The organism is Pseudomonas sp. IT-P12, assembly GCF_949767465.1.
Classification (GTDB): Bacteria; Pseudomonadota; Gammaproteobacteria; order Pseudomonadales; family Pseudomonadaceae; genus Aquipseudomonas.
This window is the reverse complement of record NZ_CATKPY010000021.1, coordinates 672309-692973: the sequence shown is the minus strand read 5'-3', so window position 1 is coordinate 692973 and position 20665 is coordinate 672309. Positions and strand designations below refer to the sequence as shown.

The 20665-nt window shown below is 59.4% G+C and carries 20 protein-coding genes and 1 tRNA gene; 9 read left to right on the top strand and 12 right to left on the bottom strand.

All coding sequences use genetic code 11. The annotated features are described in order from the left end of the window. Nucleotides 1-75: 75 nt before the first annotated feature. The 3 genes from ACM6IM_RS12170 to ACM6IM_RS12160 all read right to left on the bottom strand — a co-directional run bounded on the left by ACM6IM_RS12170 (nt 76) and on the right by ACM6IM_RS12160 (nt 2845). Nucleotides 76-1047, bottom strand: coding sequence for a magnesium and cobalt transport protein CorA (locus ACM6IM_RS12170; protein ID WP_192301943.1), 972 nt, complete (start codon nt 1045-1047; stop codon nt 76-78). A 137-nt stretch (nt 1048-1184) separates the two neighbouring features. Then, nucleotides 1185-1907 (bottom strand): 1-acylglycerol-3-phosphate O-acyltransferase, encoded by a 723-nt coding sequence (locus ACM6IM_RS12165; protein ID WP_201189522.1) that lies wholly within the window; start codon nt 1905-1907, stop codon nt 1185-1187. Nucleotides 1908-2155: 248 nt separating this feature from the next. Further along, complete coding sequence (locus ACM6IM_RS12160; RefSeq protein WP_192301941.1) at nt 2156-2845, bottom strand: crotonase/enoyl-CoA hydratase family protein; 690 nt, start codon at nt 2843-2845, stop codon at nt 2156-2158. Nucleotides 2846-3153: 308 nt separating this feature from the next. Between ACM6IM_RS12160 and ACM6IM_RS12155 the strand changes: the two genes are divergently transcribed. The 6 genes from ACM6IM_RS12155 to ACM6IM_RS12130 all read left to right on the top strand — a co-directional run bounded on the left by ACM6IM_RS12155 (nt 3154) and on the right by ACM6IM_RS12130 (nt 5313). After that, nucleotides 3154-3243: transfer RNA gene (locus tag ACM6IM_RS12155), tRNA-Ser, on the top strand. Nucleotides 3244-3448: 205 nt separating this feature from the next. Continuing rightward, nucleotides 3449-3769, top strand: coding sequence for a YbjQ family protein (locus ACM6IM_RS12150; RefSeq protein ID WP_192301940.1), 321 nt, complete (start codon nt 3449-3451; stop codon nt 3767-3769). A gap of 178 nt (nt 3770-3947) precedes the next feature. Then, on the top strand, nt 3948-4163 hold the full coding sequence (locus tag ACM6IM_RS12145; protein WP_192301939.1) for a hypothetical protein: 216 nt from the start codon (nt 3948-3950) through the stop codon (nt 4161-4163). 286 nt (nt 4164-4449) lie between these two features. After that, complete coding sequence (locus ACM6IM_RS12140) at nt 4450-4821, top strand: bacteriocin (RefSeq protein ID WP_192301938.1); 372 nt, start codon at nt 4450-4452, stop codon at nt 4819-4821. Between the two features lie 122 nt (nt 4822-4943). Next, entirely contained in the window at nt 4944-5132 is a 189-nt protein-coding gene (locus tag ACM6IM_RS12135; RefSeq protein WP_192301937.1) for a hypothetical protein, read from the top strand. After that, nucleotides 5122-5313, top strand: a complete 192-nt coding sequence (locus tag ACM6IM_RS12130) for a hypothetical protein (protein ID WP_414865248.1) — start codon at nt 5122-5124, stop codon at nt 5311-5313. Before ACM6IM_RS12135 ends, ACM6IM_RS12130 begins: the two co-directional genes overlap by 11 nt. On the opposite strand, the gene ACM6IM_RS12125 is transcribed toward ACM6IM_RS12130, so the two are convergent. From ACM6IM_RS12125 to ACM6IM_RS12115, 3 genes are all read right to left on the bottom strand, one after another. Continuing rightward, nucleotides 5310-5708 carry a hypothetical protein gene (locus ACM6IM_RS12125; RefSeq protein ID WP_414865247.1) on the bottom strand — a complete coding sequence of 133 codons (399 nt, stop codon included), beginning with the start codon at nt 5706-5708 and terminating at the stop codon, nt 5310-5312. The genes ACM6IM_RS12130 and ACM6IM_RS12125 overlap by 4 nt on opposite strands. Nucleotides 5709-6153: 445 nt before the next feature. Beyond that, entirely contained in the window at nt 6154-6570 is a 417-nt protein-coding gene (locus ACM6IM_RS12120) for a hypothetical protein (RefSeq protein ID WP_414865246.1), read from the bottom strand. Beyond that, the gene (locus ACM6IM_RS12115; RefSeq protein ID WP_414865245.1) at nt 6567-11435 is read right to left on the bottom strand and encodes an RHS repeat-associated core domain-containing protein; all 4869 of its coding nucleotides are present in this window, start codon (nt 11433-11435) and stop codon (nt 6567-6569) included. The genes ACM6IM_RS12120 and ACM6IM_RS12115 overlap by 4 nt, the downstream gene beginning before the upstream one ends. A 259-nt stretch (nt 11436-11694) precedes the next feature. Here ACM6IM_RS12115 and ACM6IM_RS12110 point away from each other — a divergent pair, with 259 nt between their 5' ends. Beyond that, nucleotides 11695-12390, top strand: a complete 696-nt coding sequence (locus tag ACM6IM_RS12110; RefSeq protein ID WP_201189515.1) for an HAD-IA family hydrolase — start codon at nt 11695-11697, stop codon at nt 12388-12390. 110 nt (nt 12391-12500) lie between these two features. Here the strand turns inward: ACM6IM_RS12110 and ACM6IM_RS12105 are convergent, their stop codons facing one another. Then, entirely contained in the window at nt 12501-13247 is a 747-nt protein-coding gene (locus ACM6IM_RS12105) for a 3-oxoacyl-ACP reductase family protein (RefSeq protein WP_414865244.1), read from the bottom strand. 125 nt (nt 13248-13372) lie between these two features. Here ACM6IM_RS12105 and ACM6IM_RS12100 point away from each other — a divergent pair, with 125 nt between their 5' ends. Continuing rightward, nucleotides 13373-14296: a LysR family transcriptional regulator gene (locus tag ACM6IM_RS12100; RefSeq protein ID WP_192301932.1), complete on the top strand. Its 924-nt coding sequence runs from the start codon at nt 13373-13375 to the stop codon at nt 14294-14296. 76 nt (nt 14297-14372) lie between these two features. Here the strand turns inward: ACM6IM_RS12100 and ACM6IM_RS12095 are convergent, their stop codons facing one another. Continuing rightward, a complete protein-coding gene (locus tag ACM6IM_RS12095; RefSeq protein WP_007971943.1) occupies nt 14373-15113 on the bottom strand; it encodes a phosphoadenylyl-sulfate reductase in 741 nt (246 codons plus the stop codon). Nucleotides 15114-15285: 172 nt separating this feature from the next. Here ACM6IM_RS12095 and thrH point away from each other — a divergent pair, with 172 nt between their 5' ends. Beyond that, a complete protein-coding gene (gene thrH / locus ACM6IM_RS12090; RefSeq protein WP_192301931.1) occupies nt 15286-15903 on the top strand; it encodes a bifunctional phosphoserine phosphatase/homoserine phosphotransferase ThrH in 618 nt (205 codons plus the stop codon). Between the two features lie 33 nt (nt 15904-15936). Here thrH and pabB read toward each other — a convergent pair whose 3' ends face one another. The 4 genes from pabB to ACM6IM_RS12070 all read right to left on the bottom strand — a co-directional run bounded on the left by pabB (nt 15937) and on the right by ACM6IM_RS12070 (nt 20576). Beyond that, nucleotides 15937-17274: an aminodeoxychorismate synthase component I gene (gene pabB / locus ACM6IM_RS12085; RefSeq protein WP_414865243.1), complete on the bottom strand. Its 1338-nt coding sequence runs from the start codon at nt 17272-17274 to the stop codon at nt 15937-15939. 238 nt (nt 17275-17512) lie between these two features. Next, on the bottom strand, nt 17513-18499 hold the full coding sequence (locus ACM6IM_RS12080) for an alpha-L-glutamate ligase-like protein (protein WP_414865242.1): 987 nt from the start codon (nt 18497-18499) through the stop codon (nt 17513-17515). Then, nucleotides 18499-20034 (bottom strand): inactive transglutaminase family protein, encoded by a 1536-nt coding sequence (locus tag ACM6IM_RS12075; RefSeq protein WP_192301928.1) that lies wholly within the window; start codon nt 20032-20034, stop codon nt 18499-18501. The genes ACM6IM_RS12080 and ACM6IM_RS12075 overlap by 1 nt, the downstream gene beginning before the upstream one ends. 5 nt (nt 20035-20039) lie before the next feature. Continuing rightward, nucleotides 20040-20576: an ATP-dependent zinc protease gene (locus tag ACM6IM_RS12070; protein ID WP_192301927.1), complete on the bottom strand. Its 537-nt coding sequence runs from the start codon at nt 20574-20576 to the stop codon at nt 20040-20042. Nucleotides 20577-20665 lie beyond the last annotated feature (89 nt).

The window sequence follows — 20665 nt, the reverse complement described above, 5'->3', positions numbered from 1 at the left end:
CATCGCGAGCAGGTTCGCTGCCTTATCCGAAGTGGGATATGCAAGCGGGCCTGCTGGCGATTGCTGTTGCAGACGCTACAACCATCCCGACTTCTTGAAACTCCCCCACAACCCCACGCACCCCACCGCAATGAACCCCAGCACCGCGAAATACCCGTAGTGCCAGGTCAGTTCCGGCATGTTCTGGAAGTTCATCCCGTAGATACCGGCGACCGCCGTCGGGAACGCCAGGATCGCCGCCCATGCGGCAAACTTGCGCTGTACCACGCTTTGCCGTGACGCCTCCAGCAGCACCCCGACTTCAATGGTCTGGCTGGCAATCTCCGCGAGGGTCGTCAGGTCTTCCATTTGCCGCGTCACATGGATCTGCACGTCGCGAAAATACGGACGCATGTTCTTGTCGATGAACGGAAAGCTGAGTTTCTGCAACTCCTCGCTGATCTCCACCATCGGCGCCGCGTAACGGCGCAAGCGCACGACGTCGCGGCGCAGGCCATGCAATTTCTGGATGTCGTGCTCATTCAGGGCGCTGCACAACACGTTGCGTTCCAGCTCGTCGATTTCGGCATGAATGGCTTCGCCCACCGGCTGGTAGTTTTCGATCACGAAGTCGAGGAGGGCGTAGAGGACGAAATCTTCCCCATGCTCAAGCAGCAGCGGACGCGCCTCGCAACGTTGTCGGACATGGGCGTAGGACGCCGAGTGACCGTTGCGTGCGGTGATGATGTAGCCGTTACCGGCAAAGATATGCGTCTCGATGAACTGCAAGTTGCCGTCATGGCGGATCGGCGAGTAGGTGACGATAAACAGTGCATCGCCGAAGGTTTCCAGCTTCGGTCGGCTGTGTTTTTCCAGGGCATCTTCGATGGCCAGTTCGTGCAGGTTGAACTGGCGTTGCAGGTTGGCCAACTCCTGCGCGTCCGGTTCTTCGAGGCCGATCCAGACAAAGTGATCGGGCTTGGCAGCCCAGGCAGCGCCTTCATCGAGGGTAATATTGGTGACTTTTTTACCGGCGCTGTAAACCGCAGCAGCAACAACTCGACCCATGATTCACGTTCACTTCTGGTTGGCAGATGGCAGGCAATCTTCAGCTTAGCCTTGTCTGTTGCTTGAGAGTCAGTGAAATCTGCAGAGTTCGCGGCAAATCCCGGGCAAAAGAAAACCCGCACAGAGCGGGTTTCCTGTCACGCGGCTTGCAGTTGCCGATCCATCGAGGCGATGCAGTCGCGCATCTGTTCGCGGCACTGGGCGATCAGCATTGGCATGTCGTCCAGGCTCAGGCCGGCGGTCGGAATCGCCGGCAGCGAGCGGATCAGAATTTTCCCACTGCGCCAGCGGTTCAATCGCATGTGCTTGACGTAAGTGCTGACACACACCGGGACAATCGGTACACCGGCGGCGATGGCCATCTGGAACGCGCCTTTCTTGAACGGCAGCAGCTCTTCACCGAGGTTGCGCGTACCTTCCGGGAACACCCAGATCGAGGTGTCCTCATGCTGCAGGGTGTGCGTCGTGGTCAGCATCGAGCGGCGTGCCTTGTGTGCATTGCCACGATCGATCAGCACATTGCCTGCCAGCCAGAACAACTGGCCGAACAACGGCACCCACTTCAGGCTCTTTTTGCCGATGCACACGGTGCGGCGCGGCACCACGTTGCCGAACACGAACAGATCGTAGTTGGATTGGTGGTTGGCGACGATCACACAGCTTTGCGGTTTGTCCATCAGCGGGCCGACGTCGGCCTTGACCCGCAAACGCAAAATGCACATCGCCGGCCAGGCATAAAGACGGGCGCAGAGGCGGCTGTTGTCCGGATTGAATGGCCGGCACAGTCCAAGGATCACCCCAAGGATGCCCGCCAGAATAAAGTGCAGCCCCATCAACAACATACGAAACAAAAACAGCATTTGCAGGCCCCACCGGGACAAAAGGTGGCGCAGTGTACGGATGTGCACTGTATTCGGCAATTGCCCGGAAGAGACAGGAGATAGGCGATGTTTAAGTAAAAGTTTCCGACTCGTTGGTCAGACTTGTTCTAGAGCGGTTGTAGGGCTTTTCCATAAATTACACATGAAAAGCCCCACACTGTCTTGAGAGCGAGCCTGCTCGCGATGGACTTGAACAACGACACAGGCTCCGGGTTGAACTGACGGGATTAAACCAGATGCTCCTGATCCTGGATGATCGCGTTATCCAGCGTGTCCAGCAGCGCCTTGCGTACCTTCAACTTGGTGTTCTTGTGCGCACTCATGTTGATCTTCTTCAACTGGCGAGCCGCCGCCAACGCCGCGCCTTGCAGCTCCTCGGCCGACACCACCACATCGAGGAAGCCGGCATCCACGGCGCTCTGCGGGGTGAACATCTCGCCGTTGATCACCGAGCGATGGAATGCCGATTTGCGCAGGCGGTCACGGGCCAACTCGATACCGGCGTGGTGCATGGTCATACCGATCTGCACTTCGTTCAGGCCGATGCTGAACGGGCCGTCGACACCGATGCGGTAATCGGCCGACAACAGCAGGAACGCACCCTTGGCCACGGCGTGCCCAGGGCAGGCGACGATCACCGGGAACGGGTGCGACAACAGGCGACGGGCCAGGGTGGAACCGGCCGTCACCAGCGATACGGCTTCCTTCGGCCCGGCGGTCATCACCTTCAAGTCATACCCGCCCGACAGAATCCCTGGCGTGCCGGTAATGATCACCACGGCGCGATCAGTCACCGCCTGATCCAGCGCCGTATTGAACGCGGCAATCACGTCCGGCGAAATGGCATTGACCTTGCCGTTGCTCAAGGTCAGGGTCGCGATACCGTCTTCGAGGTGGTAGGAAATCAACTCACTCATGACGCTATTCCTTGTATGAAAGTTGAGGATGACGTTACCCACCGCCGTAGGCGAGGTAAAGCGCCGTGACTGACTCACCGGTCACCGTTTTCCCACCGGCCAGGCCGGCTCCGTCATGCCCACCGTGCGCTCTATTCCCTGGAGAACAGGGACACGAAGCCGGAGATTGGCGGGTTTGCCATGTCCAGGAAGCCGCGGAACGTCTAAATCGCTAAGCACATGAAAATTCTGCAAAAAAAAATTGCCATCGGAAATGCTTTCGACTACATTAGCGCGCCTCGACAGACAGAACATGTTTGAAGAGATACGGTGAAGTGTCCGAGTGGCTTAAGGAGCACGCCTGGAAAGTGTGTATACAAGAAATTGTATCGAGAGTTCGAATCTCTCCTTCACCGCCAAATTCGATGTAACCAGAACCCCTGATTTCGAAAGAAGTCAGGGGTTTTGTGGTTTCTGGCGTCTGCTTTTGTTGAGGCGGCGTGCCCAGCCGAAAGGGCCCTTCTGAATAGGATGCAGGAAGCGAACGGAATCGAAATATTCGAGCAGCTGTGTATAACATTGTCCCGCTCGCCTTGAATGCCAGGGCCATGAAAAGGAAATCCCATGATCGTCACCACCACCCATGCCATCGAAGGTCGACAAATCACCGCCTACCTGGATGTTGTGAGCGCCGAGTCGGTGCAGGGAGTCAACGTTATTCGCGATATGTTCGCCGGGATGCGCGACTTTTTTGGTGGTCGCTCACAGACATTGGAACGCGCATTGAAAGAAGCGCGTATGCAGGCGACTGACGAGATCAAGGATCGGGCGCGGGCGCTGCAGGCTGACGCCGTGGTAGGGCTCGATTACGAGATCAGCATGCCGGCCGGGAAGGGTGGAATGGTGGTGGTGTTTGTCACCGGGACGGCCGTCAAGCTGAGGTGATGGTCGCCGGGGTCAGCGTTCAGGTTTGCAGGACGCGAAATAATCCATTCGTCGGGCGTCAGCATGTCTGAACGGAAAGTCCATAAATGACCAGCTAGTCTCAACGGTTTGGTGGTCGATATGTTTCAGGCAAACAGGGCTTGCCGGTGTCGACCCCATTTTTGAGAGGGGTGAAAAAATGGCTGATCCGTATATCGAGGACGACGGGGCAGAGTTTCCCATCAATAACTGTGTGCAATGCGGCCAAACCGAATATGGGGTGGCTTTTGGTGACGATGAGGCCACGCTCGGCAAGATGAAGGCCAGGGGGCCCCAGGGGCCGAAGGCGAAATTCCTGCCCAAGGTGGCTGCTCCCGCCAAGCGGGAGCAGATCATCCATGGACCCCGTCATTGATCCGGGATCGAGGGATGACGTGCTGGCTTGTTTGTCGACGTTTATCTCTACCGCTTCTTTTCACAAACTTTTCACAAGGTCTTACGTAGGCTGAACTCATCCGTTAGAAAGCAGCACCTGGCCCGTCTCCCCAGCGGGCTTTTTTTTGCCTGTCATAAAACCTTTTCCGTAAACGCTGTCCAACCGTCGCCGATGCTGAGGTTGCGTTCGTGCGTCTGGACTTTCTCGCCGCTAAGGCATTCAATCTCGACCCTTTTTGATTTCCCCTATTTTTGAGGTTCTTGTCATGCGTTTAACTCTGCCGGCCCTGGTTCTGGGGCTTCTGGTTGCTCAAGGTGCAATGGCTGCTGGCGACGGCACCGCCGCGCTGGGTGGCGGCCTGGGCGGCGCGCTGGGTAATGTCGTCGGCCAAAGCATGGGCGGCAGCACCGGGGCAGCGATTGGTGCCGGTGTTGCGGGCGCGGCCGGCAGTGCCGTGGCTGCACGCAAGGGCAGCCGCACCAAAGCGGCCATCGGCGGCGGCGTGGGTGCTGCAGGCGGCTCGGTGATCGGCAACAGCCTGGGTGGCAAGACCGGCTCCACCATCGGTGCAGGCCTGGGCGGCGCCATTGGCGGCGGCGTAGGCAGTAACCTGGGCAAGGGCCACAAGCGTCACTGATTCAGAACGAAGCGTTTGCGCAAGCCCGGCACGATGCCGGGCTTTTTCATTCCTGCGTTTCGGAACGTTTGGCTCCTGGCTGCCTCTCACTTTATATACACCCGATTTGTGAGAGGTCTGCCATGACACCGGAAACCGAAGGCAAGGAAGAGAAAGGTCCAAGCGGCCTGCCGTTTATCAACGACCCGGGCAATGAAGATCCGGGGTCAGTGATGGACGATGCGACCGTGCCGCTTAACGATGCCGATGATGCGGGGGATGTAGGGCTGACAGAGTTGGAAGATGAGGAGATTGACGAAGATGAGCAATGATCCGAAGGAAACTGATATTGATGAGACTCCCGAGTATCCACTGCCTTCACCCACAGACTCGTTGAGACGAGACCAGCGTCCACCGGACGATGACGATGATGTGGAACCGGAGAGCGACGATAATGTGAACAAAACTTCCAAAACCAAAGAAATTGATGGTCCTGAAAATCGGGAGGGTTAACTCTCGATAATGTCTGATTCGATCCATCGCATGAAGAATTCTTTTTGCACTTCTGGATCGTTCGTTAAGTTTTTTTCCTCGTAGTCAAAAATACTAACAATATCATCTCTCGTTGCACATTTGCCAAGCGTGAGTTCGTAAGCTTTCACACCCTGTGTCATTTGTGAGGACATGCTGGAAGGATGGACATTGATCATCGCTCCTTTGCACAAAAAAGAGATGTTCTGATGCTCTTGACGTACGTGGCCAAAGCAATTGTAGAAGTCGCTGCCTGAATATGATTTGGTATACCCGTCTAGCATAACGAATGTGATAGTTACGTTTTTCGTGTCACAAAAAAACTCTGCCGATTGGCGTTCTCCATTTCTGATGATTACTATTTCGACCCGTTCCATTACTACCTCCTGGTTGGGTTTAAAGTGGTATGGCTAGTGGCGCGACCATTCGCTCCAATTGGCGTGGCTCCAAGAATATCTTCCTTTCTGATACCTCCTTGAATTGCTATTTTGTGCTCACTAGAGAATTTATATTTTGAACCTGGTTGTTTCGCTAAATCTCATTCCGGGAATGAATCAAATCGACAAAAACCTCATCGGGGTGAAGGTGGTCCCCACGGTACAAATATTTTTCCTCTGGATATGACGGAAGATAAATTCCCCCTTCAGGGATTTTTACTTTATTCGCCGGATCCTCAACTTTACCGACGGATTCCCTGGGGTCTGATCAACGTCCCCCGGATGATGAGGGTGATGTGAGAGAGGATAATCCAATATGATTTTCCGATATTATTGATGTGCAATGTTCGAAGTCTGAAAAATTTAATGGCGCTCCCTTATTTCCTTATTCGTCATTTTGAGGCGGCGAGTTGTTTCTCAGGGATTCAATCCAGTTTTTGTAGTGTTTTCTCTGATCCTGAATGCTGTTGGTTATATTTTCATCATCATAGTCAAAAATTCTTACTATATCCTCTTCTTCAGTCGAATGGCCTGTTCTGACTTGGTATGCCACTAATCCGCTGGACATCTGGGACGACATTCGGGAGGTATGAACGTCTAACCTGGCTCCTTTACACAGAAATTGTATTTCAGGGAATTCAGCCCGAAGAATGCCAAAACACTCATAAAAGTCATAGGATGTGTAGGTTTTTTTAAGGCCGCACAGCATTGTAAAAGTTAGCGTCTTATTTCTTCTGTCGCATTCAATGATGGCTGTTTCGACGATGCCGTTTCGTCTGATTGAAATTTCGATTGGTTTCATTGTTTTCTCCTATGTGGATTAGGTACTGAATAGCCCTTGTAGCTACCATCGTCATTTACAGGTGTGGCGCCAACAATGTCGCGATTGTCAATTCCACCAAGGAAAGCAATTTCTGCTTCTCGTTTATGTGGAGACATTATTCCAAGGTTCTTGTTGACATCGATACCACGAATATTCTTAAGGATATATATGTATCCATCCTCCAACCCGTGACCTGTTGCGAATCGCGCGGCCTCACTTTCTTTCGTTGATGCACTGACAAATGCGCTGGGAGGATTTCTGTTATCCAGAGCATGAAGATATAAATCTGTACTTTCTCCCCACGGTTCGAACCCAGCCTCAAAAATTTCCCACGGCTCACGCTCGTCACCTCGGTACAGATAGTGATTCTTCTGCTTGGGTCTCGGTACTTCAGGCAGCGCCTCGTCAATTTTAGCTCTGCCAAGCGGATTGTCGCTGTGCTTGGTTGCCCCACATTTCCCCTTCCCCGGACACTCATTCAACCCCAACGGATCAACCCAACCCGTAGGATTTCGGGTGTACCGATACGGGTTCAATCCGCCAGCCAACCCGCTCGGGTCCGGTGTCAGGTAGCGCCCGATATCGGGCTGGTAATAGCGATGCCGGTTGTAGTGCAGCCCGGTTTCCGGGTCGAAGTACTGGCCCTGGAAACGCAGCGGTTGGTCGAGGACCTGGTGGGTGTCGCGGTTGAGGCGGGTGAGGCGGCCGTAGGCGGTATAGCGGGCGGCCCAGACGATGTCGCCGCTGTAGTCGGTGAGTTCCTGGGGGGTGCCGAGGTGGTCGAGTTGGTAGTAAAACGGGCACGCGTCGCGTGGGCCTTTGCCGTCGAGCAGGGCCAGGGGGCGGAATGTGCCCGGTTCGTATACGTAGCTGCGGTAGTGGTCGCGGCTGCTTTCGGCGACGAGGTGGTCACCTTTCCAGAAAAACTCGGTGGTCTTGCCGTCGACGGTCTTGCTGATCCGGCGGCCAAATGCATCGTAGCGATAGGTGGCCTGGCTACCGTTGGGCAGTGTGGCGCCAATGAGCCGATGCTGGCAGTCGTACTGGTACTCGGTGACGAGCTTTTGCCCGGTGCCACGGCGTTCGCGGACAAGATTGCCGAAGGCGTCGTAGTCGTAGTGGCGGTCACCCTGCATCAACAGGCGATTGCCCGCGATTTTTGCCACGCCCGGGCGGTCCTGCATGATCAGGCTGCCAGCCGGGTCGTGGACGAAGCTTTCCGGCTGCTGGTCGCGGGAGTGGCGGACCCCGATCAGGCGATCGAGCGCGTCGTAGCGATAGGTGCGCAGACCGTGACGGGTATCGTGAATGCTGTCGAGATTGCCATTGGCGTGGTAGGCATAATTGCGGCGATACAGCGATTGCTGCTGTTTCACGGCGTGGGCTTTCAGGCGCCCCTGCTCGTCGAACTGGTACTCGCTGAGCAACAGGCCCTGTCGGCGGGTCTGCTCGCGGTCGGCAAGGAAGGTGTGTGTCGTCAGGCGCGCGCCATTGAGGTCAATGGCCGTCAGCGTGCCGCCCCGGGCATGGTGATAGTCCAGCTGGCTGCCGTCGGGAAGGCGCAGGCGATTGAGTTGTCCACAGGCATCGTAGCCATAGCGCAACGTGCCCCAACCCTGGTGTTCGGTGACGAGCCGGTCCTGTTGGTCATACTCGAATTCCAGCGGATGATCGTGACCGTCATCGACGCTGACCAGCCGGCCCAGGCTGTCATAGCGGTACTCGACCTTGACGCCATCGGGCAGTGTCTTGACCAGAAGCCGTCCGGTGGCATCGCGCTGATAAGTGGTGACGAGTGTCGTGTCGTCGTCACCGAACTCGGTCTTCTCCAGCAGGTGACCATTGAGGTCATAGGCATATGCAGTGCGGCGACCATCGAATCCGGTTTCCTGACGGATCAATCCGCCTGGCGTGTAATCCAGCCGATACTGTTCCCCGGATTCATTTTCGATTTCCGTGAGTAACAACCGCGCGTTGTCGTAGCGATAACGCAGCTGGGTACCGTCGGGATTGATCCGCCGGCTGATCAGGTGCAGGTCGTCGAGGTATTCGTAGCGCGTGACGCGGCCCAGTTCGTCGCGTTCGGCGGTGACTTTGCCGTAGGCGTTGTAGCTGAAGGCGCGACTGGCGCCTGTGGGCAAGGTTGTCTGCAGCAGTCGTCCAGTGGCGTCCCATGTGTAATGGGTGACGGCGCCGTGTTCATCCTGCCGGGTCGTCCGCCGGCCCAATGCATCGTAGGAAAAACTCCGTTGACCACCGTTCGGCAGCGTCTCCTCGATCAATTGCCCAAGGGCATTGCGGATGTAGGTATGCCGGCTGTTATCCGGAAATCGGCTCGACAGCAGCCGACCCTTGGCGTCGTAGTAATGGCGGGTGACATGCCCGTCGGGATCGGTCGCCCGGATGACATCGCCCTGGGCATTGCGCTGGTACGTCCACCGCGCATTGCCTTGGGTTCGTGCGTGCAGGAAGCCGTTACGGTATTCGTAGGATGTTGGCTCGCCCTCAGGCGGGATCAGGGCAACCAGCCGACCCATTTCGTCATGGCTGTATCGGGTGATCGCCCCCAGCGGGTTCTTCTCGGCCACCAACCGGCCCTGGTCGTCATAGGCCTTGAGGTGTTCAGCGCCGTCCGGCTCAACGCGTCGCACCAACCGTGCCTGATGATCGTGCCGGTACTCCGCCTCGCTGCCGTCGATGCTCCTGACCTGCACACCGCCGTTGTCATCCCAGGCATAGCGCGTGTCCATTTGCGTGAACGACGCCCAGTGCCGGATGCAGCGCACAGCCTTGCCGGACTTTTCCCACTCCCAGAAAAAACTCGCACCGCCCGCCAATTGCCGTTGCAGGATGACGTGCTGGTCGTCGTAGTCGTAGCGCTCGCTTTCGCCCAGGGCGTTGGTCGCTTCGATCAGGCGGTGGCAGGCGTCGTAGCGGTAGACGACCAGTGTCTGCTCGGTGCGCCAGGCTTGCTCCAGCGTGTCGGCGGGATAAAAGCTCTGGTACTCGACGGCGGCGAGGTGGCGGCGTTCATAGCGCAAGCGCAGCGAACGCCCGGCGCCGTTGTCGAGGCGCATGATCCTGTCGGATCTGTCGCGTTGCACCGTCAGGCGATTGCCGTAGGCATCGCTGATGGCTGTCAGGCGTCCTGTCTTGAAGTGGTAGAAACGCGGGGTTTCACCCGCCAGGGAAAGGACCAGTTCCTCAGGCTCATCCCCCAGATAAATTGCCGCCCGCGACAGGCTGTTGTGAATGACCGGCCGCGTCCGGTCCGGCAGCGGAAAAGGAATGCGGCGGTTTTCATGATCGACCCAGATGACCGTGTCGCCGTCGATTTCCAACCGATGCGCCAGGGAGTGGCTCCAGCCAAATCCAAGGCCGTTATCGAGCTCGACGGCGCTGGTGCGGTACACGCGGATGAATTCGAACCACAACAACCCATCCAGCGCACCATCGGTCAGGGTCAACAGTTCTTCGCCGGTGACCATCGACACCGGGCAGCCGTTGGTCAGAGTGTTGTCTGCTGAGTCGACAGGGGCGCCGTTCGGGTTTGTCGCCGGGGCCGGGGCGTCGTCGCGGTGTTCCTGGCGACTCAGGCGAGTGCGGGCTTCGGCCTTGTTGCGCGCGATCGCCAGTGGGTTGTTGACCAGCAGTGGCGCTGATGCCGGCGTGGTGATGTGCATCGCAACCGCCGGCGCCGGTTTGAGCGACGCGTTGCGGGCATTGATCATCAGCGGTTTGAGTGCGCTGGCGTGCGAGTCCAGCGCGGAGTGATGCGCCAGGTCGCCCAGGCGCAGGCTCGCCGCCGCCAGCCATCGGCGGGCGCGTTCGGACTTGATCCGGCCCAGTACCCTGGCGCTCACTCCGACCTTCAGGCCTGCAGGCCCGGTGAGGCAGGCCAGCAGGAAGCCGATCAGTACCTGGGTGCGAATTTCCGCCACGACTTCGGCGGCGTACTGCGGCGGCAGCAGGCGCAGCCAGGTGGTGAAGGCCGCGAGATGAATGAACATCAGCGGCTCGTCGCTGAGCAACAGCAGCAGGTTGGCGATGGCTTCGGTCGACGCGTCGAGCAGCATCTGCAGCTCGGCTTCGGTCAGGTATTCGAGGAGTTTTTCGCTGTTGGCCTGCAGGTCTGCCATCAACGCGAACACCTGCTTTACGTCATCCCATAAGCCGTGCAATGCGTTTTCGAGGCCACGCCAATCGGCCTGTTGCAGCAGGCCGTAGCGCTCACTGAAGCCCGCCTCGGAAAAACCGTCCCACAACCCTTGGAACTCGGTGGCCCATTCGTTGCGTAACCAACGCTCGAGGTCGTTGACCACGCCTTGATATGAGGCGTAAAGCGCTTTGATGTGAGCGTTGGTTACGTTGGGAAAGAAGGTGATGCGATAACGCTGGCCACGCCAGCAATCGGGGATTTCCAGAATGCCGCTGGGGCCGATGATTTTGTGGACCGGCTTGCCAAAGGTCGGTTCGCCGCCGTCTTGCGCGAGCAGGGGTTCGAGCATCACCGGGGTGTCGCCGATCGGCACGAAACGCGCGGCTTCGAACATATGCACCAGGGTCAGGGGACCGCTGGCCGGGCAGGTGGCCAGTGTCGAGTTGACCGGTGCGCTGGAGTCCATCGGTGCGCTCAGGCGAACATCGTTGCCGACCTTGAACACCTGCTCGACGTCCAGCGCCCAGCCGGTCCAGAAGTTTTCTGCCCAGGCGTCGTAATCGTTGAGACAGAGGCGGAAATCCCCGATCAAGGTGTCGACGTCCGGCTGCTCGGGGTCCATGGCGGCGACCACGAGCAGACCGATGGCGTTGTTCAAGGCCAGGACCTTGTCAGGGTTGAACATTCGCAGTCCCTCGCACGGATCGATTTGGATCGCGAGACTGTGAGGGGGATCAAAAGGGAAAGAAGTCGGGAAAGGAGGTGTTTGGTGTAGGCCGAATCGCTAAATCGTGGTCAGTGGCTGGACGCGGTTTTTTGCGCCGTCGGCAGATTGTCCGTTGCCCCTGGTCGGCTGCGCTCGTTATGCTGCTGAAACCTTTAATCCAATCGCGAACCGGTCTGCCCGGGCCGGTCAGGGCGCCATTGAAAACGGATCAGATGCGATGAATGCACCACTGAAAGAGTTCGGCCCGATCAAGGCCGTTATTTTTGACATGGATGGCTTGCTGCTGGACACCGAAGGCATTTACACCGAGGTCACGTCCATTATTGCCGGGCGTTACGGCCGAACCTTCGATTGGAGCCACAAACAGAACATCATCGGCCGGGGTGCGGGCGATCTGGCGCGGTACGTGGTCGAGGCGCTGGCGTTGCCCATCAGCGCCGAGGAGTTCCTGGAGATTCGCGAACCGCTGATGCGCGAACGTTTTCCGACCGCACTGGCCATGCCCGGCGCCCAGGAGCTGGTCCGGCACTTGAAGGCCAACCAGGTTCCGATTGCAGTGGGCACCAGCTCTTCGCGTCAATCGTTCGGCCAGAAAACCACGTTGCACCGTGACTGGTTCGCGCTGTTCGATTTCATCGTGACGGCCGATGACCCGGAGGTCGGCGCGGCCAAACCGGCGCCGGACATCTTTCTCACGGCGGCGCGGCGCCTGGGTGTGGCGCCTGAGGATTGCCTGGTGTTCGAGGATTCGCCGTTCGGTGTCACGGCGGCGAAAGCGGCAGGCATGACTGCGATTGCGATTCCCGATGCCGCGATGGCTGACGAAAAATACGCACACGCCGATGGCATTCTTCGTACGCTGAAAGCCTTTACCCCCGGTGCTTATGGATTGCCGGCGCTCGACTGGGCATAGACCCTGTGGGAGCGGGCTTGCTCGCGAAAGCGTCGTGTCAGACACAATAATTGTTGTCTGAACCACCGCCTTCGCGAGCAAGCCCGCTCCCACATTTTGGACTGCTTTGATCAGGCGCCGAAGCCACCGTCGATGGTCAGGCTCGCGCCGGTGATGTAGCCGGCTTCCGGGCCCGCCAGGTAGGCGACGAAGCTGGCGATTTCATCTGCCGTGCCGTAACGGCCTACCGCCATCAGGGGAATCAGGCTGTCGGCGAACTCACCGCTGGCCGGGTTCATGTCGGTGTCGACCGGGCCTGGCTGCACGTTGTTGATGGTGATGCCGCGCGGGCCGAGATCGCGGGACAGGCCTTTGGTCAGACCAACGAGCGCCGCTTTGCTCATGGCGTACGGGCCACCACCGCCGAAGGGCATGCGGTCGGCGTTGGTGCTGCCGATGTTGATGACACGACCGCCTTCGGTCATGTGTTTCGCGGCGGCCTGGGTGGCGATGAAGACGCTGCGCACGTTGATGGCCAGGGTCTGGTCGAAATCTTCGAGTTTGAAGTCTTCCAGGGGAGCGATGGCCAGCACGCCAGCGTTGTTGACCAGGATGTCCAGGCGGCCGAAGGCTTCGACCGTGGTATTGACGGCGTTGCGAATCGCTTCGGCGTCGGCGCTGTCAGCCTTGATCGCCAGCGCCTTGCCGCCATTGCCGGTGATGCTGTTTTGCAGGGCTTCGGCTTTGGCCGTGGAGCTGACGTAGGTGAAGGCCACGGTCGCGCCTTCAGCGGCCAGCCGCTTGACGATGGCGGCGCCGATGCCGCGCGAACCGCCCTGGATCAAAGCCACTTTGCCGCTGAGGTTCTGGGTACTCATATCGATCTCCAAAGTCCCGAGGCGAAATGTCTCGGTTGATGGAGCCTAGTATCGATTGCGTATTAGCGGCTGAGTAGCCGGTAATTGCGATAGTCTGTGTAAACCAGAAGTTTATAGTGGCGCCTATGGAAACCTTCAGCAGTATCGAATGCTTTGTGCGCAGTGCCGAGGTCGGCAGTTTTGCCGAGGCGGCGCGGCGGTTGAGCCTGACACCGGCAGCGGTCGGCAAGAGCGTGGCCAAACTCGAGGCGCGGCTCGGTGTGCGTCTGTTCCAGCGCAGCACCCGCAGCCTGACGTTGACCGAGGCCGGTCAGCTGTTTCTCGGCGAAGTCAGTTCCAGCCTGCTCACCATCCAGAATGCAGTGGCCAACCTCGCGAGTGCGGAAGGGCGGCCGGCGGGAACCCTGAAAGTCAGCATGGGCACGGTGTTCGGGCGTCTGTATATCGTGCCGCTGCTGGGCGAGTTCCTGCGGCGGTTTCCTGCGATCAACCCGGACTGGCATTTCGATAACCGGCAGGTCGACCTGATTGCCCAGGGGTTCGATGCGGCGATTGGCGGCGGTTTCGAGCTGCCGCAAGGGGTGGTGGCGCGCAAGTTGACGCCTGCGCATCGGGTACTGGTGGCGTCAGCGGACTATCTGGCCAGCCATGCAGCGATTGCCACGCCGGATGACCTCAGGCACCACGACGGCATCCTGATTCGCTCGCCGCAAACGGGACGCGTCAGGTCGTGGCAATTGACCAGTCGCACCCAGCAACACAGCCCCCTGACGCTGGAAGTGCGGATGACCATGAGCGATTCCGAGGCGGCTTGCGCCACGGCCGCGCAAGGCCTGGGCATTGCCCTGGTGAGCATGCCGTTTGCCGTCGGTTATCTGGACGCGGGGAGCCTGCAGCGGGTGTTGCCGGACTGGTATGTCGACGATGGCAACATTTCCATTTACTACGCCGAACACAAGCTGCTGCCGGGCAAGACCCGCGCGTTCGTGGATTTCGTGATCGAACAGTTTGCACAACAGGGGCTGGGCGCGAGGTTCAGCGCGGTTTGAGCTCGCTTGTCGTGGGAGCGAGCCTGCTCGCGAAGAACCCGAAGCAGGCCTGGTCCCACGGGGCGTCTGAACCGGGTTACGCCTTGGACTTGCTGATGATATTCCCGGCATGCAGCCCGCACTCTTTCTGCGTGGCTTCTTCCCACCACCAGCGACCTTCGCGCTCGTGCTGGTTTGGCAGCACCGGGCGGGTGCAGGGTTCGCAGCCAATGCTGATGAAGCCGCGCTCATGCAGGCTGTTGTAGGGCAGTTCGAGCATGCGGATATAGCCCCAGATCTCTTCGCTGGTCATTTGTGCCAGCGGGTTGAATTTGTACAGGGTGCGCTCCGGGGTGGAGAACGCGGTGTCGATTTCCATCACCGCGACGGCGCTGCGGGTGCCCGGGCTCTGGTCCCGGCGCTGGCCGGTGGCCCAGGCCTTCACGCCGGACAGCTTGCGACGCAGCGGCTCGATCTTGCGGATGCCGCAGCATTCGCCATGGCCATCCTTGTAGAAGCTGAACAGGCCTTTTTCCTTCACGAAGGGTTCAAGTTTCGTGTAGTCCGGCGACACCAGTTCGATGTCGATCTTGTAGTGCTCGCGCACCTGGTCGATGAAGCGGTAGGTCTCGGGGTGCAGGCGGCCGGTATCGAGGCTGAACACTTTGACGTTCTTGTTCAACTTCCAGGCCATGTCCACCAGCACCACGTCTTCGGCACCGCTGAAAGATATCCACAGGTCGTCGCCGAACTCGGCGAACGCCAGCTTCAGGATGTCCTGGGCGGATTTGTTGGCATAAGTCGTGGCGAGTTCCACGACGTCGAACGTTGGGCTCATCAGGGCGGCTTCCTACAGGTCGGTGGCGCTGGGCGCTCTATATGGGGCTGATGGTAACAAAATCCTGCCGCGGCTGGCGCGCCCTCTGCGTTGCGCAGGTCGGTTCGAGCAGCTAGAGTTCGGCGGTCTTTTTGTTCGCTCGACTCAATAATCAATACCAATGGGGTGTCTTGTGGAAATTGCCTGTCTGGATCTTGAAGGTGTGCTGGTCCCGGAAATCTGGATCGCCTTCGCCGAAAAAACCGGGATCGAATCCCTCAGGGCCACCACCCGAGACATTCCCGACTACGACGTGTTGATGAAACAGCGCCTGCGGATTCTCGACGAACATGGCCTGAAACTGACCGATATCCAGGAAGTGATCGCCACGCTCAAGCCCCTCGACGGCGCCATCGAGTTCGTCGACTGGCTGCGCGAACGCTTTCAGGTGGTGATCCTGTCGGACACCTTCTACGAATTCTCGCAGCCGCTGATGCGCCAGCTGGGGTTTCCGACGTTGCTTTGCCATCGTCTGATCACTGACGACACCGGGCGGGTGACGAGCTATCAGTTGCGTCAGAAAGATCCGAAGCGTCAGTCGGTTTTGGCGTTCAAGAGCCTTTACTACCGGGTGATCGCCGCCGGGGACTCCTACAACGACACCACGATGCTGGGCGAGGCGGACGCGGGGATTCTTTTCCACGCGCCAGACAACGTGATTCGCGAGTTCCCGCAGTTCCCGGCGGTGCACACGTTTGAGGATTTGAAGCAGGCGTTCATCAAGGCGTCGAACCGGGCCTTGACCCTGTAAACTCCAGGCCTGTAGGCGCGAGCATGCTCGCGCCTACAGGTTCTGCAGGGTATCGAGCAGCACTTTCACCTTGGTGATCGATTCCTGATACTCGGCCTGCCACTGCGAATCCGCGACGATCCCGCCGCCGCCCCAGCAACACACCTGCCCATCCTTGACCAGCAGGCTGCGAATGGCGATGGAGCTGTCCATCTCACCGCGCACGTCCAGGTACAGCAATGAGCCGCAATACAATCCGCGGCGGGTCGGCTCCAGTTCATCGATGATCTGCATTGCCCGGATCTTCGGCGCGCCGGTGATCGAGCCGCCAGGGAAGCTGCCGGCGATCAAGTCCAGGGCATCCCGGTCATCCGCCAGTTCCCCGGTCACGCTGCTCACCAGATGATGCACGTTGGGATAGCTTTCCAGGCTGAACAGCTCCGGCACCCGCACCGAACCGATGCGGCAGGTGCGACCGAGGTCGTTGCGCAGCAAATCGACAATCATCAGGTTTTCCGCGCGATCCTTCGGGCTGGCCAGCAGTTCGGCGGCGTTCGCGGCATCCTGTTCGGCGCTCAGGCCGCGAGGGCGCGTGCCTTTGATCGGCCGGGTTTCAACCTGGCGCTCGCTGACCCTGACGAAGCGTTCCGGCGACAGGCTCAGTACCGCGCCGCCGTCGGGCAGGCTCTGGAAACCGGAGAAGGGCGTCGGGCAGGCCGCCCGCAGCGCACAGTAGGCGGCCCAGGGATCACCCGCGCAGTCAGCGCGGAAGCGCTGGGCGAAATTCACCTGGTAGCAGTCGCCGGCCTGGATGTACTGCTGGATGCGTTGCAGTGCCTGACGATAGTCATCGGCGCTGAGGTCGGCCCGCATGGGCGCTTTGAGTGCGAAGGCTTCCACCGGATCAGCCGACGGCTGGCCGAACAGCGCGATCAGGCGCTGACGTTCGCTGTCGTCCAGCGAAGGGTGGAAGACCAACTGACTGGTCATCCGTTGGTGATCGCTGATCAACGCCCAGTTGTAGAGCCCGAAGCGCGCATCGGGCAATTGCAGATCGTCTTGCGCCCGACTGGGCAGGTGTTCCAGGTGCCGACCGAAGTCGTAACTCAGGTAGCCGATCAGGCCGCCGGCAAAGGGCAGTTCGAAGGGGACGCTGGCTTCACCGAGTCGCGTCAGGTTTTCGCGCAGGCGTTGCAGGAAATCGTTGCCGCTTTCCTCGGGGGCCACCGTCAGCGTTTCCAGCGGCCAGGCGCTGAGCAGGTCAAACCGACCTCGGTCGGCGCTGGGACGGCCGCTGTCGAGCAGCACGGCACCGGGCGCATGGCGGATCGCCGCGAAGTACCGGGCGGGGTCGGCGCAATAGGGCAGCGGGTGTACGGAACAGGTCAACATGGGCGGGGCGGATCAGCCATCGAGGCGGGGTGGCGATTGTAGTCCTCTGGCGAGATTGCTCCTAGAGGGGATGTCGGGGACTGGCAGGTTGGGGGCTGGGATGATGGGGTGGTGCCTGTTCGATTGTCTTCGCGAGCAGGCTCGCTCCCACCGTAATCATGGTGTGAACGCAATCTGCGCAACACCGCAAAACGTGTGGGAGCGAGCCTGCTCGCGATGGTGTCAATTGAGTCCCGGATCAACCCTCGACCGGCGGAATATGGCCGAATATTTCCTGCACGAACGCCACGCGTTCCTCGACGGTTTCCGTCACGCCGCGGGCCTTCAATTCCTCCAGCCGCGCTTCGACCGCATGGGTGCGCAACGTCAGCCCGCAGTCGTTGGCGATCTGGATGTTCAGCCCTGGCCGGGCGTTGAGCTCGAGGATCAAGGGGCCTTTTTCCTGGTCCAGCACCATGTCGACACCGATGTAACCCAGCCCGCACAGCTCATAGCAGCCGGCCGCGAGTTTCATGAAACCGTCCCAGTAGGGCAGTTGCACGCCGTCCACCGCGTTGGTGGTGTCCGGGTGTTTGGTGATGATGTTGTTCAGCCAGGTGCCGCGCAGGGTCAGGCCCGTGGCGAGGTCGACCCCGACGCCGATGGCACCCTGGTGCAGGTTGGCCTTGCCACCGGACTGGCGCGTTGGCAGGCGCAGCATCGCCATCACGGGGTAGCCCATCAGCACGATGATGCGGATATCCGGCACGCCTTCGTAGCTGATGCTCTTGAAGATCTGGTCGGGGGTCACCCGGTATTCGATCAGCGCCCGATCCCGGTGTCCGCCCAATGAATAAAGGCCGGTGAGGATGCTGGAGACGTGGTGCTCGATCTCCTCATGGCTGATGATCTTGCCGGATACCGTGCGATAGCGGCCCTCGAAGCGGTCGGCGATCACGATGATGCCGTCACCGCCCGCGCCCTGGGCCGGTTTGATCACGAAGTCGCTGCGGCCGCCGATGATGTCGTCGAGGTTGTCGATTTCCTTCTCGGTGGAAATGATGCCGTACAGCTCCGGCACGTGGATGCCGGCGGCGATTGCACGTTCCTTGGTGATGATCTTGTCGTCGACGATCGGGTACAGACTGCGCTTGTTGTACTTGAGCACGTAGTCCGCGTTGCGCCGATTGATCCCCATGATGCCCCGGGCTTCCAGGGCTTTCCAGGTCTTCCAGAAACCGAACATCAGGCGTCAGCCTTTTTCAGGAACGCCTTGAAGCGCACCAGTTCGGTCAGGCGGTAGCCGCGATAGCGACCCATGGCCAGCATGAAGCCCACCAGGATCAGCAGCACCGCCGGGAAGGTGAACACGAAGTACACCAGCTCCGGCACGCTCATGATCAGGTGTGCCAGGGAAGCGGCGAACAGGGTGCCGATGGCCACTTTCATGGCATGCCCGGACCCGCGCTCTTCCCAGGTGATCGACAGGCGTTCGATGGTCATGGTCAGGATCACCATCGGGAACAGCGCCACGGACAAGCCGCGCTCCAGGCCGAGCTTGTGGCTGAACAGGCTGATCGCCGCGATCAGCACCACCACGAAGGTCAGCACCACCGACAGCCTCGGCAGCATTTGCAGCTTCAGGTGTTCGAGGTAGGAGCGCAGCGACAGCCCCAGCGCGGTGATGACGGTGAACAGCACGATGCCAAAGCCCAGCTGGGTTTCGCGGAAGGCCAGGGCGATCAGTACCGGGGTGAAGGTGCCCAGGGTCTGCAGGCCGACCAGGTTGCGCAGGATCAGGATCACCAGCACGCCGATCGGGATCATCACCATGATCATGAAGGTCTGCTGGGTTTGCAGCGGCAGGCCGTACAACGAGTACTCGAGGAAGTTGGCGTCGGTGTTCTCGTCGGTCAGCTTGGCCAGGCGAATGGCGTTCATTTCGCTGTTGTTCAGGCTGAACGTCACGTTGGCCTTTTTGCCGCCATCGACGGTGATCAGGTTTTCGTCACCGGTCCACCACAGCAGGCGGTCGGTGGGCAGGCCCTGTTCGCCGGTTTCCGGGTTGAAGTACAGCCAGTCGGTGCCGTTGAAACTGCGCAGCCACAGTTCCGGCGTTTGCGGTTGGTCGGCCACCAGGCGGATGGTGTGGACCTTTTCCACCGGCACGTGGGCGATGGACAGCACCAGTTCGACGATCTTCGCCTTGTGACCGCTGGACGGATCACCGGCGAGCAACAGTTTCACGTTGTCGTCATTGACGTTGTTGACGCGCTTGATCGCTTCGCCAATGAAGGTCTCGACGTCGGCCGAGTGCTGGCGGATCGGTGCGAGCAATGCTTCGGCGGCGACTTTTTCCGGGCCTTCCACGGCGATGCTGTCGCGGAAGGTCGGGCCTTTGATCTTGGTTTTTTCAGCGCTGTAGCGTTTGGTCAGCACCAAGCGGTAATACAGGGTCTGGTTGCCCTTGGCCCGGCGTGCCGACCAGGTCACCTTGCGGTTGCCGTCGACACGGTTCACGGCCACGCCGTAATTGTTGGAAATGAAGCTTTCATTGAGGCTGACGTAATCGCGGCTCAGTGGCGGCACGAACATCTGGATCTTGACCGGGTCCTTGGCGCTGGCGACGAACTCGACCTTGGCGTCGATGTTCCACAGGTCGTCGGTGGCGTCCTCGGTGACGGGAATGCCGAGCACGAAGATCTGGTAGGCCGTGACTGAAATGCCCAGCACCACCAGGATGGCGATCAGCATTTTCAGATGAAGGGTAAGAGCGCGCATTGGAATTACTCTGCGGTATGTACGTCGGTGGCGCAGGCGGGTTTGCCAGCAGCGTATTTAAGACTGGGGTCGACCAGCGCATCAAAGCGCTTCAGGGCTTCGGAGCCGATCAGGAGCGGGTATTGGAATGCACTTCGGTCGGTCAAGTTCACTTCGATGCTGCGTAAAGCCGACCCCATGCAGATATCGAGCTCGATCACCGGACGAGCGGTGTACTTCTTGCCTTCTTCAGGATCGTAGTCGCCGGCACGGCGCTTGATCTTGCTGACGCGGGCCAGCGGACGCTCGATGGGGTGCGAATGCGCGGCATCGATCGCCAGGTAGAAGCGCACCCAGGACTCGCCGTTGCGTTTGAAGCGTTTGATGTCGCGGGCACTCAGCGAGGCGGTTTTCGCCCCCGTGTCGAGTTTGGCCGCGACTTCCAGATTGATGCCGTCGAGCGAAGCGTACTCGTTGAGGCCATAGACAGTCTTTTCCCCCGCCGCGGCGACACCGGGCAGGCAGAGCAGATAAAGGAAGGTAGGGAAGGGCTTGAGTCTCATAAATCCTGGTGCACAGCGGTCCGTGTTTCGATTCAAGGCCCTGGCATCGCTGCGCAAGCTCCTTCGTATGCCTATCAGCTCTTTATGAC